The sequence below is a fragment of the Stenotrophomonas sp. P2112 genome (assembly GCF_041897515.1).
GTDB classification, from domain to species: domain Bacteria; phylum Pseudomonadota; class Gammaproteobacteria; order Xanthomonadales; family Xanthomonadaceae; genus Stenotrophomonas; species Stenotrophomonas sepilia.
The window spans coordinates 2123271-2139832 of sequence record NZ_CP169216.1 but is presented as its reverse complement, the minus strand read 5'-3'; the positions used below and the strand labels follow the sequence as shown (position 1 = coordinate 2139832).

Below are 16562 nucleotides of genomic sequence, written 5' to 3'. Positions count from 1 at the left end.
GCCACGCCCACGGGCGCTGACCACCTCCCGCGCATGAATGGATTTCCTGCACCGCGCCGGCTTCGCCTGGCGCTCCTGGACGATCATGAAGTCGTCCGTCGCGGCACCGCCCTGCACCTGTCAGGCGATCTCCGGTTCGACATCGTCGCCAGCCATGGTTGCAGCAGTGCGCTGATCGACAGCCTGCACCGCTTGCCCGTGGATGTGGCCATCATCGATCTCACGCTCGCCCGTGGCGACCTGGGCGGCATCGAGCTGGTTACGCTGCTCTGTCGCGAATTCCCGCGCACACCAATGCTGGCCTTCGCCACGCTCTCTCCCACCACGAATCTCAACAGCCTGATCGATGCCGGACTCGGTGGGTTCGTCAGCAAGGCCGAACCCCTTGCGGCATTGTCCGACGCCATCGTGCGCGTCTTCCAGGGCCTGATCCGGATTCCGCCGGACGTCAGGCTGGCCGGTGATCGTGGCGAGCTCAGCCGCAACGAGCGGGAGGTACTGGAGCTGCTGCTGGAAGGCCTGACCGTATCGGAGATCGCGCTGCGCCGGCACCGCAGCATCAAGACCGTCAGCACACAGAAGGTCGCGGTGCTGCGCAAGCTGGGCTTGCGCAGCGATGTGGAGATCTATGCGCTGCGTGAACGGTTGGAGTCGCCGTGAGGCGCCATGCGCCATTGCGTCCGTGCCTGCTGATCCGGGGGTTGCTGGTACTGCTTCTCCTTCCCGCCGCGTCGGCGGAAGATATCCGGTCACCACGCTGGCTACCGGGCAGCAGCGTGCGGGTCTCCACCGCTCCGTCCCTACGCCCCGTGCCCGCGGCGATAGCCGATCCGTCATCACCGCCGACGCTCGCCCATGGCTACGCCAACCTGGTGGCGCGTCACGCCCAACTCAGCTTCCTGGAACACCCCTATCCGACAACCGCCGCATCAATCCTCGCTGTATGTCATCACGAGGCCGACCTGGTCATGGTGTTTGGCGGCGCGAGACACCAGAAGCTGCCCTGCCCCGACCTCGCCGCGTCCAGCCGCTTCCGGGGTGGCGCCACCCTGCTGGCAGGGCGCGCCGGTGAATGGCTGCCACGGGAGATACGCGAGCTCGACGGCCGGGTGGTGGCCGTCGTTGAAGGCGGGCCCTACGCCGGCTGGCTGCGCGCGCATCATCCTCAGATCCGGCTGCAGCACCTGCCTGATCGGTACGCAGCATTGACGGCAGTTCAATCCGGCCTGGCCGACGTGGCGATTGGCCTGGAATCCACGCTGCGCCCGCTGGTTCGACGCCATTTCAACGGCAGCCTGCGCCTGCAGCCATTCGACAGCGACTTCTCCACCGACCTCTACCTGCTCGTCCGCCAGGAAGACCAGCAGCTGCTTGAACGCATCGGACAGGCGTTGCGGGAGATCACGCTGGAGGAGCATGCGAGCCTGCTCCACCTGTGGGCAGGCCAGACCCTGCCAGCGGCGGCGGGAAACGCACTGGACTGGATGCAGGCCTCGCCCCCGCGCGGCTGGCTGCTGCTGCCCCCTCTGCTGGTCGCGCTGTTGCTGTGGCCCATGACCCGTCACCTGCGGGTACGCGGCGACCGCCGCAGCGCGCAGGCCATCGGGATGATCAGTCACGAGATGCGCAATTCGGCACAGGCCGTACTGGCCTCGATCGAGCTGCTTGGACGATCGACACTGCCGAAAGGCGAGCGCGATCTGCTCGCCGCTGCCAGCAGCGCCGGCCAATCCCTGCGCGGCCTGTTGAATCGCGCACTGGACTTTTCGCGCCTCGCCAGCGGCTCTTTCAGGCCGCATGCACAAGCCTGTGATGCGACCCAGCTTTGCCGGCAGGCACTGGAGGCCATTCGGCCACAGGCGCAACGGAAAGGGCTGCAACTGCATCTTGATGCCCCGGCCGAACCTTCGCCGATCATTCTGGTAGACAGTGATGCGCTACGCCAGATTGCCAGCAATCTGCTGGCCAATGCGGTGAAGTTCAGTGATATCGGCGGCATCGAGCTGCGCCTGCAACTGCTTCCAGCAGCGCGGCCGCAGGAGCTGCTGATGGAGGTGATCGACAGCGGGATCGGGATCGCGCCCGCACAGGTAGCCGAACTGTTCCAGCCTTTCCGTCAAGGCAGCGAGGGGCATCAGCGTGGCGGTAGTGGCCTCGGGCTTTCCATTGCACGCGAGCTGGCGCGTGCGATGGGAGGCGATCTGACCGTGCACAGCGTCCTCGGTCGCGGCAGCCGCTTCATCCTGCGCCTGCCGGTGTGCGCAGCTGACTCTGCCGAGAGTGTCCGGGACATGCCCGTGGAGGGCACGCCATTGGCCGGGCTGCAACTGCTGCTGGTGGAGGACCACGCACTCAATCGCCACGTCATTGCCGAACAGTTGCGGCGCTGGGGCGCCGAGGTATGTGCCCTGGAAGATGCGGCCAGCGCGCTGGCCGAACAGATACGCCACCCCCGCCCTGCCGCGTTGATCGACATCGGGCTGCGTGGCATCGATGGCTACGCATTGGCACGCGAACTGCGCGCCCGTAACGGGCATCCGCTCCGCCTGATCGCCTTGTCCGCCCGCACCGGGCGAGGTCACCACGCACGTTGCCGTCGCTCGGGCTTCGATGCGGTGCTGGCCAAGCCGTTGCGCGCCGCCGAACTGCTCGCTGCTCTGGGCATTCCGGCGCTGGGGAGCCTGGACGCGCTTGAGCCGGCGACTGAAATGGACGCGGCCTACAGCGCCGACATCTGCGATGAACTCAGCAGGATCGAGCGGATTGTCGATCGTGCAGACGCATCGGCGCTCGGTCATCACGCGCACCGATTGCAGGGCGCGCTACAGATGCTGGGTCAATGCGAGCACGCCGCCGTCGCGGCCGAGCTGGTCGACCTGGCGCAGGACGCCACGCCGGACTGGACCGACGCACGTCGCCTGCTGTGCGTACTGCAGGCCGGACAGGGCGCCCGCGTCGCGGGAACCCTGCCCAACCCCTTGATCACGCGGCCAGACGCTCGACCTGGCGACGGGTCAGGTCATTGAAGCGACCCAGCGACATCAGGTGCTGGTGGATCAGTGCCAGCCAGCCACTGCGGTGCCACTCGACCACGGTTGCTTCCGGCAGCGCCACGAACTTCTCGACGTCCACGACCAGGAAGCCGTTGAGGTTGAACTCCCGGCCATCCGGGATACGCACGGTGGCGTTGCGCTCCACCAGCAGGCCGTTGTCGACCAGGGCCTTGGAGAAAGCCTGGGTCTGTTCGTGTTCGCGGGTGTACTGGCCGCAGAATTCCAGGGCCTGCTGCACCATCTCGGTCGCCTTGCCGTCAACGAACAGCGGCTGGCCTTCCTCGCCCCCCTTGACCACGCGCGGGCTCTCTTCGTCGATGCCCAGCAGGAAATCATTCTCCGCACCGGTGTCGATGAAGATGAAGGGGTGGCGGCGCAGGTAGGCGGGAATGTAGGCCTCGTCTTCCCACAGGCCATCCTTGATGAACAGGTTCTGGTCGGACACGCCCACGGCAGCCATCGGAACCGCGCTCGGGCCGGCAAACAGGATCGGGAAGTGGTGCAGGGCCAGCGAGAACTCGCCCAGCACCAGCGGAATGGCATTGTTGCCGGCGGCGAACTCCAGCTTGCCCGGCAGGATGCGCAGATCGGCATGCACATCGGCCTGCAGCGGCACCGGGCGGGTATAGAACAGGGGGGCGCCGCTCGGCGCCGCTTCGGTGGTGGTGTCGCTGGTGGTGGTCATGTTGGGAACCGTTCGATCATGCGCGCCTGCCATCCCGGGCACGCCAGCGGGAACAACCTGAATCCCGCATTATCAACAAGCTCGATGACAACGGCCACCCCACCGGCGAACTATTTCAGCTGCAGGGGGTAGCGCTGCCAGAGTACGTGGACCAGGAAACCGGCCAGCTCGGTGTCGCGGGCACTGACCGCCGCACGGATCTTGTCCAGCAGCACCATGTCGCTGCAGGAACGCACGTCGGCATGGTTGGCCTGCCCTGCCCTGCGCGCACGATAGCGCGCCGCCCGCTGCGCATCGCTCATCGCGTACCCGAACTTGGGCGGACGACCGCGCTTGCGCGGCAGGGTCAGCTCCAGGGTTCCGGGGTCTTTGTCATCACGCATGAGAGGGGTGCGGGCGGCGGCGAGCAACGGGGGGTGCGCAATTTATCGTGAGGCATCACTTTAATCCAGCTTTTTCTACAGATTTGGTGCGATGCAGCGCCAATGTTGCCGTGTCGGTGCGGATCCATCCACGCATGGCGTGGATCTACTGCAGAGCTCGCGACCCGGTCACCCGGTAGATCCACGCCATGCGTGGATACGGAAACCCGGACAAAAAAAATGGGAGCCCGCGAACGGGCTCCCCTCACCTTGCCTATGCCGCGCGTACTGGCTCATAGCCGTGCAGGTGCGCCTCACTGCTGGCCCGCCCCTGGCTGAGCGAACGCAGCGAGGTGGTGTAACCCACCAACTGCGCCAGTGGCGCGAAACCACTGACCTCGGCACGACCGTCCTGGTCCTCGATGCGGGCGATGCGGCCATGGCGCCGGTTGAGGTCGCCGACCACATCACCCACCGATGCCGACGGCGAATGCACCGTCACCGCCATCACCGGCTCCAGCAGCTGCGTGCCACCCTCGGCCAGCGCCGCCTTGATCGCCTCGGCGCCTGCGCGATGGAATGCCATCTCCGAAGAGTCCTTGGCATGGGTCTGGCCATCGACAAGACTGACCTCGATGCCGACCACCGGATGTCCCTGCGGACCTTCCGACAGCGCAGCACGCACGCCCTTTTCCACCGCCGCGATGAAGCTGCGCGGCACCACGCCACCGACGATGCGGTCGTTGAACACGACAAGGTCGTCGTCGCGCGGCGTCACATCCAGCACCACGTGCGCGAACTGGCCCTGGCCACCGGTCTGCTTGACCAGCCGCCCGACGACACCGGTCATCGGGCGCATCGGCGTCTCCTGGTAGGCCACGCGTGGCGCACCTACGGCCACGTCGACCTTCCATTCGCTGCGCAGGCGCTCGACCATCACTTCCAAGTGCAGCTCGCCCATGCCCCAGACCAGGGTTTCACCCGTTTCCCGGTCCGTTTCCACACGGAACGAGGGGTCTTCCTGGGCCAGGCTGGCCAGTCCCTGCGCCATCCGGATCAGATCCGCCGCACGCGCCGGCTCCAACCGCCAGGCCAGCACCGGCGCCTGGGCCTGGATGTTCTCCAGCCGCAGCGGCTGCGCACGGCTGCTCAGCGTCTCGCCACTGACCGCATCCTTCCAGCCCAGTACCGCGACAATGTCACCGGCCACGGCCTGCTCGATGTCATGGGTCTGGTCGGCCTGCACCCGCACCAGGCGACTGACACGCCGCCCTTGAGGATGCTGCGAACTGGCCACCGCGTCGCCCACCTTCAAGGTGCCCGAGTACAGCCGCACGAAGCTCAGCGCGCCGTGCTGCTGGTGGGTGATCTTGAACAGCAGGCCTGCCAGTGGACCGTCCGGATCCGGCGGCAGCATCACCTCGCCCTCATCGCTTTCGGCGCTGACAGCAGGGCGATCCAGCGGCGACGGCAGGTAATCGACCACGGCATCCAGCAGCGTCTCGATGCCCTTGTCCTTGAACGCAGCACCGGCCAGCACAGGCACGCCTGCACCTGCCAGCGTCGCCCGGCGGATTGCCGCGCGCAGCGCCCCGGCATCGATCACGCGACCTTCCAGCCAGGCATCGGCCAGTTCTTCGTCATGATCGGCCACAGCTTCGACCAGCGCATCGCGCTGGGCCTGCCATTGGGCGCGCGCCGCTTCGTCCCAGGGGGTCACCGTGGTTGCGCCGCCTTCCTGCCACTGCAGCATGCGCTCATCGACCAGATCGACCCAGCCATTGAAGCCGCTTTCGCTGCCCAACGGCACGCCCAGCGCCCACGGCCGCGCGCGCAGCTTGTCCTGCAGCTGCTCCAGCACGCGCTCAAACGAAGCGCCTACGCGGTCCATCTTGTTGACGAAAGCGATCAGCGGCACGCGATGGCGACGCGCCTGGCGCCACACCGTCTCGGACTGCGGCTGCACGCCGTCCACGGCCGAGAAGACGGCCACGGCACCGTCGAGCACGCGCAGTGAACGTTCGACTTCGATGGCGAAATCGATGTGGCCGGGAGTATCGATCAGGGTCAATCGATGCGCCGGCAGGTCGCGCGGTGCCCACTGCGCCTGCACGGCGGCCGCGCCAATGGTGATGCCACGTTCGCGCTCGATCGCCGAGAAGTCGGTGGTCGCATTGCCGTCGTGCACTTCGCCGACGCGATGGATCTCGCCGCTTTTCCACAGCAGGCGTTCGGTCAGCGTGGTCTTGCCGGCGTCGATGTGGGCAATGATGCCAAGGTTGCGACGGCGGGAAAGGACTTGGGTGTTCATGAGATAGGTTCCTGCAAAGCCAACGATGGGGGCCGCGCACCCCGGTTGGCGACAGGGTGCGCGGCTAGCGTTCGGTCTCGGCGATCTGGTGCATGGCACGTTCTCCTTGCGGTACGTCGGGTTAGGGAAATGAAACTGCAGAAACGAAAAGAGCGCCCCGAAGGGCGCTCTGTGGATGATCCAGCGATAGCCGCTTCAGCGGCCCTGTGGAGCTCCAGGCAGACACGCCCATTCCGCGCTTGCGCGGGTCAGGGTGAAAAACTTCAGGAGCGGCATCCGGTTCATGGGGCGCATTCTAGACCTGCCAATCTGGCGCGCAAGTGAATATTGCGCACATAAATGGAACGATGAGGCCGACAACGATAGGGGTCAGATCCCTTTGCCCCTCGCAAAGGGATCTGACCCCTGGCAGCCCTCACTTGCAGCCGTGCAGCTTGCGCGCCTCGGCCACTGTTGCAGGCTGGTCATCCCCCATCGACATCCAGCCCTTCAACGAAATCGCCGGGTCCACGTGCGGCAGCCGTGGGCCACCATGAATCACGACCTCGATCCAGCTCCCCACCGGCGCCAGCTCGGACAGGCGTGCCGCCTGATCATCTTCGGTGCTGAATGTGTCGTCCGGGCCCGCCGGCGGCGTGGTATTCACGGTTTCCGTCTTACGGGTCCGGACCCGAAGAGCACCATCCGGCAGCCGCTGACTGATCACGTCGTAGCGCTCGATACCGTATGCCCAGCTGTTCTCGCCAACACTGCGGGTCTCGCTACCGTCATCCGCCACGGTTACCACCTCGCCGGCCGGCCCGACAACGCCCGCGACAGCCCCCAAGCCGGACATCAGTGCCTGATAGACGATCATCTGCCGCTGCTCGGTAGTCAGCGCTCCGGCCTTGAGCTTGGCGGCAGGAATCTGCAGGTATGCCGCTTCACTGCAAAGCACAAGTACCTGCTGGCCGTCCCAGCTCACCGACATTTCCTCGTTGGCAAAGTACCGCGTCTTCATCGACGTCACTGCGGCACCGTCGCCACTGGAATGCCGGGTTTCGATCAGCGAGGCATTCTCGGCCGCGTTGGTCAGCGAAACCTGGGAGGTCGACGCTGCATGGGCTGCGCAAACGGAAGCAATCATCGCGGCAAGCAGCACGCTGCGGGTAACCGTGCGGAACATGGCGTCAGTCCATTGAAGAAAACGAAGCCGCCATGATACCCGGAGCAACCTGGCGGACGTTCGCTCAGGTCACCACCACCAGCGGCACCCCACGACGCGGATGCTCCAGCACCACTACATCCTGCTGGTACACGCGCTGCAGGTTGTCTTCGGTGAGCACCTGCAATGGCGTGCCATCGGCCGCCACCGTGCCCTGCTCCAGCAGCACGATGCGGTCGGCATAGCCTGCGGCCAGATTGAGGTCGTGCAGGACCACGATCACGCACGCACCGGCTTGTGCACAGGCACGCACACTGCGCAGCGTGCGCTCCTGATGGCGCAGATCCAGCGCAGCAGTGGGCTCATCCAGCAGCAGCAATGGCGTGTCCTGTGCCAGCACGCGCGCGAACGTGGTCCGGGCGGACTCACCACCGGACAGCTGCTGCACCTCGCGCAGGCGCAGGGCCTGCAGTTCGGCGGCATCGATGGCAGCTTCCACCTGCGCGTCGTCCACACGCGGATCCGGCGGATGCGGCAATCGCCCCATCACCACCACCTCTTCGACGCTGAAAGCAAAACGCACGCCGTGCTCCTGCGGCATTACCGCGCGCTCGCGCGCCAGCGGCCCTGCCTTGTAGCTGGCTAGCGGCCTGCCCAACAGGCTCACCTCGCCCGCATCGGCGCGCAGGTCGCCGGCCGCGACCGCCAACAGCGTGGACTTGCCCGCACCGTTCGGGCCCACCAGCGCGGTCACCGTACCCGGTTCGAACGCCAAGGAAATGCCGTGCAGGATCTCACGTTGCTGGCGGCGCACCACCACCTCGTGCAGCTTCAACAGCACACTCATGGCACCGCCTTGCGGCGCTGCTGCAGCACCAGCCAGAGGAAGAACGGCGCACCCAGCGCCGCCGAGAACAGGCCCAGCGGAATCTCAGCGGGTGGATCCAGCGTGCGCGCCGCGGTATCCGCCACTACGATCAGCACTGCACCCAGCAGGCCGGACAACGGCAGCAACCAGCGATGACCCGGGCCGACCAGCAGGCGTGCCACGTGCGGCACTACCAGGCCAACGAAACTGATCGAACCGGCAAACGCCACCGCCGCGCCCACCAGCAGCGCGCTGAACGCCACCAGGCGACGCCGCGTGCGGGTGACATCCAGCCCGAGGTGCTGTGCCTGGCGCTCCCCCAGCGCCAGCATGTCCAGCGGCGTTGCCAGTCGCTGCAACGCGAACACGCCAATCGCAAACAGCGGCACCACCGCCACCACATCGGCCCAGTTGGCACGTGCCAGCGAGCCCATCTGCCAGAATACCAGCGACTGCAGTTCGCTTTCGCTTGCGATGTAAGTGAGGAAACCAATCAGCGCCGAGCAGAACGCGGCCATCGCGATACCGACCAGCAGCAGCGTGGCGTTACCCGCGCCTTTGCCGGGCCGTGCCAACGCATACGTCAGGCCGATCGCCAGCGCACCGCCGACGAACGCGGCCACAGGCACCAGCCAGCCCGCCGCACCGGCGGCGCCCAGCACGATGGCGGCCACCGCACCCAGTGCAGCACCCTGGCTGACACCGACGATGCCGGGGTCGGCCAACGGATTGCCGAACAGGCCCTGCAGGCTGGCACCGGCCATCGCCAACGACGCACCGACCATCGCGCCCAACAGGGCACGCGGAATACGCAGCTGCCAGACCACCGCCAGATCGCGGCTGCTGACCGCCTGCGGATCAAGCAGGCCCAGCTTCACCGCCAGCGCCTGCATCACCTCCAGCGGTGGCAACCGCAGCGGGCCCACGGCGAACGACGCCAGCACCGCCCCCAGCAGGGCCAGCAAGGCCATCATCAACATCGCCCGCCCGCGACGGCGGCGCCGATCCGCCGGACTCATGCCTTCGGCAACGCTGCTAGGGCCTTGGCCAGCGCCAGCGCGCCCGCACCAGAACCCACGCTGGTGTACTTCAGCTGCACATCCGGCATCACCCAGACCCGGTTGGCCTGCCCGGCCGGGGTCTGCTTCAGCGTCGGGTACGCCTTCCACAGGCCATCGGCACCGCCGAACAGCTGCAGGTCGTGCTCGGTCACCAGGATCACTTCCGGTGCCGCCGCGACCACGCCCTCGTTGCTCAGCTGCGAGTAGTTCTTCACCCCGGCCTCGGTGCCGATGTTGATGCCGCCGGCCAGGGCGATCAGCTGCGCCGAGGCGCTGTCGGCACCCGCAACGGTGGGCGAGCCGCCAGCGCCGGTCGCCGATACGTGGATCAGTCGTGGCGCATGGCCCAGGCCCTTGCCAATCGCTGCAGCCTCGTCGAGCTGGCGCTGCACCTGCGTGGCCAGTGTTTGCCCCGCTTCGGCCAGCCCTAGTGCCGCAGCGACCTTGCGCACCTTGTCCGGCGCCGGCTGCAGGTCATCGATGACCACCGCCGGCTCGCCCACCTCGCGCAGCTTTTTCGCCAGCTCGGTGTGGCGGCGTAGGCTGTTGCCGAGGAACAGCGAGCCCTGCAGGCTCAGCACGCCTTCCACGCCCGTGGTGCGGTTGAACAGGAACTGGTGCGGGGCAGCCAGGCCGGCCTGGGTGGTGGTGTTGGTTGGCGCAGCGAATACCTGCTTGCCCAGCCCCAGCGCATCGATCACCGCGATGACGTCGTCACCACCGGCAATGATCCGGCTGGTGTCGGACACTTCAATGTCAGCACCGTCATCGGAATGCACTTTGGCCGGCAGCACGGCCCTCTGTTCATGCACCGCTGGCATCTCGGCACCGGCCACGCGCTGCCAGCCTGCCGGCAACGCGGTTTCGGCAGCAGCTGTTGCGGCAGGCGGCTCGGCAGTCTTGTGGCCATCAGACGGCGTTGACGAGCCACTGCAGGCGGCCAGCGCCAGCGAAACAGCCAACGGAAGCGCACACGGGCGCAGACGGGACGCGATGTTCATGGACGTTCTCCTTGCTGGCAGGGCGACGCGCACGCCGCCCTGCCCTGTGACTTACTGCTTCGGGGTGATGCGGGTGATGCGGTCACCCTTCGGATCTTCGGTGCCACGTGACTTGTTCACCGCAAACACGTTGCCCTTGCCGTCGGCACGCACATGGTTCGGAAGGGTGCCGCCATCGAGGTTGGCCACCACCTTGCCGTCACCATTCACCACGGTGACCGTGCCAGCGCCACGGTTGCTGACATAGGCCAGGCCGGAGGCATCATCGAAGGCGACGTTCAGCGCGCCGGCGCCGACCGGCACGTCATGCAGCACCTTGCCGGCGGCCACGTCAACGATCAGCAGGTTGTCGGTGCCCTGCGAGGCCACATAGAGCCGGTTGCGTGCTGCGTCGAAGGCCACGCCAGAGGCGCTGATCGAATTGCCCAGGTCGATGACCTTGTCGACCTTGCCGCTGGCCACATCGATCACCGCCGCTTCCGGGGTACCGATGCTGACGGTGAACAGCTTGCCGCCCTTCTCGTCCAGCACCAGGCTCATCGGGGTGAACTTGCCATCATCCACGCCGGACTCCAGCGTCACCTGCGGCAGTTCCTTGAACGTGTTCGCATCGAACACCGACAGGTGGTCTTCACCCGTGGCCGAGGCGAACACCTTGCCGTGGGTGCCGTCGACCACCACGTCGCGCGCATGCGGCACGGTGTCGACGGGGAACTGGTGGACCAGCGAGAGGTCCTTCTGGCGGTAGACCGCAATCGAGTTCTGCCGGGTATTGGTGACCCAGACATTGCCATTGGCGTCATCCACGCCCACACCGTAGACCGCATAGACCGCGCCGTTGGTGCTGCCCGGCACCTGCGCCGGGGTGATCGCCTTGATCACCTTCAGCGACTTCGGATCCAGCTTCAGCAGCTGCGACTGGGTCACCGGCGGACGGCCCACCGCCGAGGTCACGAACACGGCATTGCTGGCGGCGCTGTAAGCGGACTGATACAGCCCCGGCACCAGCTTGTTGGACTGGGTGGCGAACTGCGCCTGGCCGGACAGCGGCAGCTGCGGCGACACGCGCAGCTTCAGCACGGTGGCTGCAGCCGGCTGGCTGGCGCGCACCACCACCGGGTGGGTGCCCGGCACCGCGTCGGTCGGAATGCTCAGCTGGGTCTTGAAGTTGCCATCGGCATCGACCACCACCGGCTGTGCGTTGAGCACGCTGTCGCCACGCAGCAGGCTGACCTTCTGGCCCGGCACGAAGCCACGGCCGACCACGTCGGCGGTGCTGCCGGGAACCACGTTCTCACCGCGCGAGACGACCTCACCCTTGAAGGTGGCGTTGGCCGGCTGATCGAACACCGGCTGCGCGGTGGCGGTCACCGCGAGCAAAAGGCCGGCGGCGAGAGAGGTGAGACGGAAAGACGGACGGAACGACATGGCAGGCTCCTTGCACACGTAGGCCGCGCCACGTGGCGCGGGATTCATCGGTTGCCTGGGCCGCTGCACGCCGGCAGCCTCGCCTGGGTAGTGGGGTCGCACGGCATGGCGCGCGAAGGCATTCATTCGGCGGCGCTGTCCCCGCCATTGGGCGCGCCATCGCCGGCGCTGCGGTCGGTCACGCCGTACAACTCATGCAGCGCGGCATGGAACGACGCGGGCAGCATCGGGCCGTGGCCGAGGCCATCGAACTCGCGGTACTGCACGCTCAGGCCCGGCACCTTGCCCAGCCGCTCGGACAATTGCATCGCCGCATCGGGGGTGGCGCCGCCGATGCGACGCAGGTGCGCGACCACGCGCGGGTTGCTCATATCGCGCTTGCCGCGATCACCGACGCGCTCGGCGCCGCCCAGCATCAGCCAGAGCTTGGCCGGCTGGCCGTGCACGTTCTGCACGAACTGCTGCTCCGGATCACCCAGCGCCGCGCCCTGGCTCCACCACAGCGACGGACTGGCTGCCAGATAGGACTGGAACGCGGCAGGTCGCGTGTACAGCGCATTGAGCACGAACAACCCGCCCAGCGAATGGCCCCACAGCGCCTGCTGCCGCGTATCGATGCGTGCGCGACGCTCGACTTCCGGCTTGATGCGGCGCTCGATCACATCCAGGAAAGCCGCAGCGCCGCCGCCGACGGCCTGGGCCGTGCCGCTCTCGTCGTCGGCACGGTCGATCCACGCGGTGTAGTCGCGGGTACGCGCCCTGGAATCGATGCGCAGGTCGTTGTCGTAGCCGATCAGCACCAGTACCGGCGGTGCCTTGCGCGCAGCCAGCTCGGCCAGCAGCGGCTGGTCCAGCACCATGGCCACGGCATTGCCATCCAGCGCGTACAGCACCGGGGACGGGGTCTTGCCGGCCCTGGCCGGAATCGCCAGGTTCACCCGCCAACGGCGCTGCTGGTCCGGGCTGTCCACCACGAAACGCTCGAAGCGATAGCTGGCCGCCGGCTCGTCGAGCACGGTGTGGCCGATCTTCTGCAGCGGATTACGCTGCTGCGCATGGGCGTAAGGAGTGGCCAGGAGTAGACCCATCATCATGGCAGCCAGGCCGCGGGCCAATGGGCCACGGCGCGAAGGCAGGACGAAAAGCTTCATCAGTGGCGGCAGGAGCGGCCAAGGCCGCCGGTTCTCAGGGGACCGCAGTCTACCTTAAACGCGAATGATTATCACATCGATCAAACGTCACGCTGTGTATCACGCGCGCGATGCATTCATTTTCCCGGTTGCGCCGGAAACACCGGATCCACTATTTTGCCGGGCAGCGGGGCGCAGGAGCGCCCTTCCCTCGCAGGGCTGCGGATGGATGGGCAATCGAGTCGCCGGCCGCGCCCTGTCCTTTGCCAAACCCATCCACGCATGGCGTGGATCTACTGACCACCATCCACGGGAATGAATCCCGTGACTGCGAGAACACCTTGAAGCGCACCGCCTTGATCGCCCTTTCCCTCGGCCTGCTTGCACCGCTGGCCGCCCATGCCGCACAGGATCTGCCAACGCTCTACCAGGCCTTTGAAGAGGCCGGCAATTCGTCACTGGGCATGGAAGAACTCAACCAGACGGTGACATTCACTGCCGTTGCCCTGGGCGTCTCCAGCAACCTGGCGGGCGAGCCGCTGATCGAGGCCGGCGACGACCAGGGCAATGTCCTGGCCCGGCTGACCAGCGACGACGAGCACCAGGCGGCCAAGCTGGGCGCGCTGGAAGAAGGCGCGACTTTCACCGCAAGCTGCACGCTGCAGTTCAGCTCGGGAACGGACTACCTTTCCTTCGGCGACTGCAGCATCAAGTAAGAAAGAAGCCGGCGAAACGCCGGCTTCGTTTTCCCGCCCTGTAGAAGTCGAGCCATGCTCGACTCACGCAGTCTCACGGCCCCGCAGGCACCGGGCCGTAGACGTTCTCCTGCGGTGTACCTGGCAGCAGCGCGAACACGAAGATCACCAGGCCACCGAACGGAACGAAGGCCAGCAGGTACATCCAGCCCGACTGGTTGCAGTCGTGCAGTCGGCGCACGGTGACGGCGATGACCGGCACGAACGTGGCCAGCCAGAACACGACGAACAGGATGATCGACGCGATGCCCAGCACGTCGGACTGCATCACCAGCCCGGCGATGAGCGGCACCATCAGCACGGCGGAGACGATCAACAGGAACAGCTGGAACATCCAGTACTCGCGACGGTTGGCACGACCCTCGAACTGGGCATAACGCTTCAACGGCAGAATCATTTCCTGCACGGCATCAATCCTTGAAAAAGCAGCCGCGCAGTGTGCCAAAGGAGCGCCCGCAGGACAATGTGGTGACGAACCACACTCGACTGCCATTACCCCTGTAGCGCCGAGCCATGCCCGGCTGCTGCTTCCGCAGGTGCTGCTGGGTCGGTCCAGAGCGGAGTCGAGCATCGCTCGATGCTACATAAGCCAGCTCAACGGCCGTTCGCGGCCCTCGCCGCCTCACGTTCGGCGCGCAGCCGATCAAGCTTTTCCTTCAGCTTGATTTCCAGGCCACGCGGCACCGGGTTGTAGTACACGCGCTCGCCCATCGCATCCGGGAAACCGGTCTGGTCCAGCGCGATGCCGCCTTCGGCGTCGTGGTCGTACTGGTACTCGGCGCCGTAGCCGAGCTCCTTCATCAGCTTGGTCGGCGCATTGCGCAGGTGCAGCGGCACTTCTTCGGTGCCGCTTTCGCGCACGTCGGCCTTGGCCTGGTTGAACGCGGCATAGCCCGCGTTCGACTTGGCGGTGCTGGCCAGGTACAGCACCAGCTGGGCGAACGCGAGCTCGCCTTCCGGGCTGCCGAGCCGCTCGTAGATGTCCCAGGCTTCCAGCGCCATGCTCTGCGCGCGCGGATCGGCCAGGCCGATGTCCTCGATCGCCATGCGGGTCAGTCGACGTGCCAGGTAGGATGGATCGCAACCGCCATCGAGCATGCGGGTCAGCCAGTACAGCGCGGCATCCGGATTGGAACTACGTACCGACTTGTGCAGCGCTGAGATCTGGTCGTAGAACTGCTCGCCGCCCTTGTCGAAGCGGCGGGTACGATCGGCCAGCACCTGGGTCAGGGTCTGCGGGGTGATGCGACCCCCTTCCCCACCCGCCAGTTCGGCGGCGATTTCAAGAAGGGTCAGTGCGCGGCGCACGTCACCATCAGCGGCAGTGGCGATTTCCAGCAGCAGCTCGGGCGCAACCTCGATACCCTCCTCGCCCAGGCCGCGTTCGCGGTCGCCCAGCGCGCGTTCCAGCGCCTCGACGATATCGGTTGGCGATACCGCTTCCAGCACATGTACGCGGCAACGCGACAGCAGCGCCGAGTTCAGCTCGAACGACGGATTCTCGGTGGTGGCACCGACGAACAGGATCGTGCCGCGCTCGATGTGCGGCAGGAAGGCATCCTGCTGCGCCTTGTTGAAGCGATGCACCTCGTCCACGAACAGCACGGTGCGCCTGCCCTCGGCGAACCGTTGCGCAGCCTCGGCCAGCACCTGGCGCACTTCCGGCAAGCCGGACAGCACGGCGGAGATGGCACGGAACTCGGCATCGGAGTACTCGGCCAGCAGCAGTGACAGCGTGGTCTTGCCGCAGCCCGGCGGGCCCCACAGGATCATCGAATGCACGCGCCCGGATTCGACCGCGCGACGCAGCGCGCTGTCCGGCGCCAGCAGGCGCTTTTGCCCGACCATTTCGTCGAGGGTGCGCGGGCGCATGCGCTCGGCCAGCGGGCGCAGATGTTCCCGATCAACGCTCAGCAGATCGGGGCCGGGGAAGGAAGTTGAACGATGTCTTGCCACCCGCACATTGTACCGCGACAAGGTGACGACGATTCCGGTAGTGCCGGCCGCTGGCCGGCAGATCAAAATTGCGTCAACCAAGGTTGACACCCACCAAGGCGGTGCTGGTTGACACCCACCGGAGCAGGTAGCGCCGGGTCATGCCCGGCATCCTCGATCAATTACCGATGACGTCCGTGCCCTTCGGCGGGGTGAAGCTGAAGGTGCCGGCGGCGAAGCCCGGATTGCGCTTCCAGCCACTGAAGCTGATCACGGTGCGCTGTCCGACCGCGTCGGTGATCTCCATCTTGGCCAGGCCCTGGGCATTGAAGCCCAGCGCGGCGTACTGGAAGCTGGCTTCGGTCTCGCGCTTCGGCGACAGCGACAGCCATTGCAGGCCATCACGCTGCGCAGCCTCTTCACTGACGTCGTACTGCTGTTCCAGCAGCGCCGGGTTGATCAGCGCAGTCAGCGGGCTGTTCTGCTCTTCCTTGCCCTGCTCGCGCACGGTGACCTGCTCCAGGTCCGGCTCGTACATCCAGACTTTTTTACCGTCGGCCACGATCAGCTGTTCGTGCGGGCGCACGTATTCCCAGCGGAACAGGCGCGGCGCCGACAGGGCCACCCGGCCACTGGTCGATTCCTTCACCTTGCCGCGGCTGTCGAACACCTGCTGGCTGAACTGGCCATCCAGGCCCTTCAGGCCACTGGTGAAGGTCTTCAGGTCATCGCGGGCACCGGCCCAGGCACTGCCGGCAGCGGCACAGGCGACGGCCAGGGTAGTCGTGGCAAGGAAATGGCGGAAGCGGAAGTTCATGCGGAAATCCTG

15 protein-coding genes are annotated in these 16562 nt (G+C 66.5%); 3 read left to right on the top strand and 12 right to left on the bottom strand.

From position 1 onward, the window contains the following. Nucleotides 1-33: 33 nt before the first annotated feature. Nucleotides 34-660 carry a response regulator transcription factor gene (locus tag ACEPA4_RS09915; RefSeq protein ID WP_072166996.1) on the top strand — a complete coding sequence of 209 codons (627 nt, stop codon included), beginning with the start codon at nucleotides 34-36 and terminating at the stop codon, nucleotides 658-660. Continuing rightward, nucleotides 657-3026, top strand: coding sequence for an ATP-binding protein (locus tag ACEPA4_RS09910; RefSeq protein ID WP_262090573.1), 2370 nt, complete (start codon nucleotides 657-659; stop codon nucleotides 3024-3026). Before ACEPA4_RS09915 ends, ACEPA4_RS09910 begins: the two co-directional genes overlap by 4 nt. Here the strand turns inward: ACEPA4_RS09910 and ACEPA4_RS09905 are convergent. From ACEPA4_RS09905 to ACEPA4_RS09865, 9 genes are all read right to left on the bottom strand, one after another. Further along, complete coding sequence (locus ACEPA4_RS09905) at nucleotides 2983-3738, bottom strand: SapC family protein (protein ID WP_053496662.1); 756 nt, start codon at nucleotides 3736-3738, stop codon at nucleotides 2983-2985. The genes ACEPA4_RS09910 and ACEPA4_RS09905 overlap by 44 nt on opposite strands. A gap of 110 nt (nucleotides 3739-3848) precedes the next feature. Continuing rightward, on the bottom strand, nucleotides 3849-4121 hold the full coding sequence (locus ACEPA4_RS09900; RefSeq protein WP_005409616.1) for a hypothetical protein: 273 nt from the start codon (nucleotides 4119-4121) through the stop codon (nucleotides 3849-3851). A gap of 253 nt (nucleotides 4122-4374) precedes the next feature. Further along, a complete protein-coding gene (fusA, locus tag ACEPA4_RS09895; RefSeq protein WP_005416500.1) occupies nucleotides 4375-6411 on the bottom strand; it encodes an elongation factor G in 2037 nt (678 codons plus the stop codon). 415 nt (nucleotides 6412-6826) lie between these two features. After that, nucleotides 6827-7576: a hypothetical protein gene (locus ACEPA4_RS09890; RefSeq protein ID WP_139727073.1), complete on the bottom strand. Its 750-nt coding sequence runs from the start codon at nucleotides 7574-7576 to the stop codon at nucleotides 6827-6829. Between the two features lie 64 nt (nucleotides 7577-7640). After that, nucleotides 7641-8402 (bottom strand): heme ABC transporter ATP-binding protein, encoded by a 762-nt coding sequence (locus tag ACEPA4_RS09885; RefSeq protein WP_262090571.1) that lies wholly within the window; start codon nucleotides 8400-8402, stop codon nucleotides 7641-7643. Then, complete coding sequence (locus tag ACEPA4_RS09880) at nucleotides 8399-9442, bottom strand: iron ABC transporter permease (RefSeq protein ID WP_235645915.1); 1044 nt, start codon at nucleotides 9440-9442, stop codon at nucleotides 8399-8401. The genes ACEPA4_RS09885 and ACEPA4_RS09880 overlap by 4 nt, the downstream gene beginning before the upstream one ends. Further along, nucleotides 9439-10485 carry a hemin ABC transporter substrate-binding protein gene (locus ACEPA4_RS09875; protein WP_262090570.1) on the bottom strand — a complete coding sequence of 349 codons (1047 nt, stop codon included), beginning with the start codon at nucleotides 10483-10485 and terminating at the stop codon, nucleotides 9439-9441. The genes ACEPA4_RS09880 and ACEPA4_RS09875 overlap by 4 nt, the downstream gene beginning before the upstream one ends. Nucleotides 10486-10536: 51 nt before the next feature. Next, complete coding sequence (locus ACEPA4_RS09870) at nucleotides 10537-11913, bottom strand: YncE family protein (RefSeq protein WP_139727070.1); 1377 nt, start codon at nucleotides 11911-11913, stop codon at nucleotides 10537-10539. A 122-nt stretch (nucleotides 11914-12035) separates the two neighbouring features. Then, complete coding sequence (locus ACEPA4_RS09865; RefSeq protein WP_262090569.1) at nucleotides 12036-13064, bottom strand: alpha/beta hydrolase; 1029 nt, start codon at nucleotides 13062-13064, stop codon at nucleotides 12036-12038. Between the two features lie 320 nt (nucleotides 13065-13384). On the opposite strand from ACEPA4_RS09865, the gene ACEPA4_RS09860 reads away from it, so the two are divergent. Next, nucleotides 13385-13759, top strand: a complete 375-nt coding sequence (locus ACEPA4_RS09860; protein WP_005416493.1) for a hypothetical protein — start codon at nucleotides 13385-13387, stop codon at nucleotides 13757-13759. A gap of 73 nt (nucleotides 13760-13832) precedes the next feature. Here the strand turns inward: ACEPA4_RS09860 and ACEPA4_RS09855 are convergent, their stop codons facing one another. The 3 genes from ACEPA4_RS09855 to lolA form a co-directional block, all read right to left on the bottom strand. After that, nucleotides 13833-14204 (bottom strand): DUF805 domain-containing protein, encoded by a 372-nt coding sequence (locus tag ACEPA4_RS09855; RefSeq protein ID WP_026346975.1) that lies wholly within the window; start codon nucleotides 14202-14204, stop codon nucleotides 13833-13835. Nucleotides 14205-14392: 188 nt separating this feature from the next. Next, entirely contained in the window at nucleotides 14393-15670 is a 1278-nt protein-coding gene (locus ACEPA4_RS09850) for a replication-associated recombination protein A (protein ID WP_231114053.1), read from the bottom strand. A 241-nt stretch (nucleotides 15671-15911) separates the two neighbouring features. Next, entirely contained in the window at nucleotides 15912-16550 is a 639-nt protein-coding gene (gene lolA / locus ACEPA4_RS09845) for an outer membrane lipoprotein chaperone LolA (RefSeq protein ID WP_111127699.1), read from the bottom strand. Nucleotides 16551-16562: the final 12 nt, after the last annotated feature.

What these genes read in the sequence shown, in the direction of transcription:
- ACEPA4_RS09915 (WP_072166996.1), top strand. Translation starts at nt 34, where the DNA reads ATGAATGGATTTCCTGCACCGCGCCGGCTTCGCCTGGCGCTCCTGGAC.
- ACEPA4_RS09905 (WP_053496662.1), bottom strand. Translation starts at nt 3,738, where the DNA reads ATGACCACCACCAGCGACACCACCACCGAAGCGGCGCCGAGCGGCGCC.
- ACEPA4_RS09900 (WP_005409616.1), bottom strand. Translation starts at nt 4,121, where the DNA reads ATGCGTGATGACAAAGACCCCGGAACCCTGGAGCTGACCCTGCCGCGC.
- fusA (WP_005416500.1), bottom strand. Translation starts at nt 6,411, where the DNA reads ATGAACACCCAAGTCCTTTCCCGCCGTCGCAACCTTGGCATCATTGCC.
- ACEPA4_RS09890 (WP_139727073.1), bottom strand. Translation starts at nt 7,576, where the DNA reads ATGTTCCGCACGGTTACCCGCAGCGTGCTGCTTGCCGCGATGATTGCT.
- ACEPA4_RS09885 (WP_262090571.1), bottom strand. Translation starts at nt 8,402, where the DNA reads ATGAGTGTGCTGTTGAAGCTGCACGAGGTGGTGGTGCGCCGCCAGCAA.
- ACEPA4_RS09880 (WP_235645915.1), bottom strand. Translation starts at nt 9,442, where the DNA reads ATGAGTCCGGCGGATCGGCGCCGCCGTCGCGGGCGGGCGATGTTGATG.
- ACEPA4_RS09875 (WP_262090570.1), bottom strand. Translation starts at nt 10,485, where the DNA reads ATGAACATCGCGTCCCGTCTGCGCCCGTGTGCGCTTCCGTTGGCTGTT.
- ACEPA4_RS09870 (WP_139727070.1), bottom strand. Translation starts at nt 11,913, where the DNA reads ATGTCGTTCCGTCCGTCTTTCCGTCTCACCTCTCTCGCCGCCGGCCTT.
- ACEPA4_RS09865 (WP_262090569.1), bottom strand. Translation starts at nt 13,064, where the DNA reads ATGAAGCTTTTCGTCCTGCCTTCGCGCCGTGGCCCATTGGCCCGCGGC.
- ACEPA4_RS09850 (WP_231114053.1), bottom strand. Translation starts at nt 15,670, where the DNA reads ATGCGCCCGCGCACCCTCGACGAAATGGTCGGGCAAAAGCGCCTGCTG.
- lolA (WP_111127699.1), bottom strand. Translation starts at nt 16,550, where the DNA reads ATGAACTTCCGCTTCCGCCATTTCCTTGCCACGACTACCCTGGCCGTC.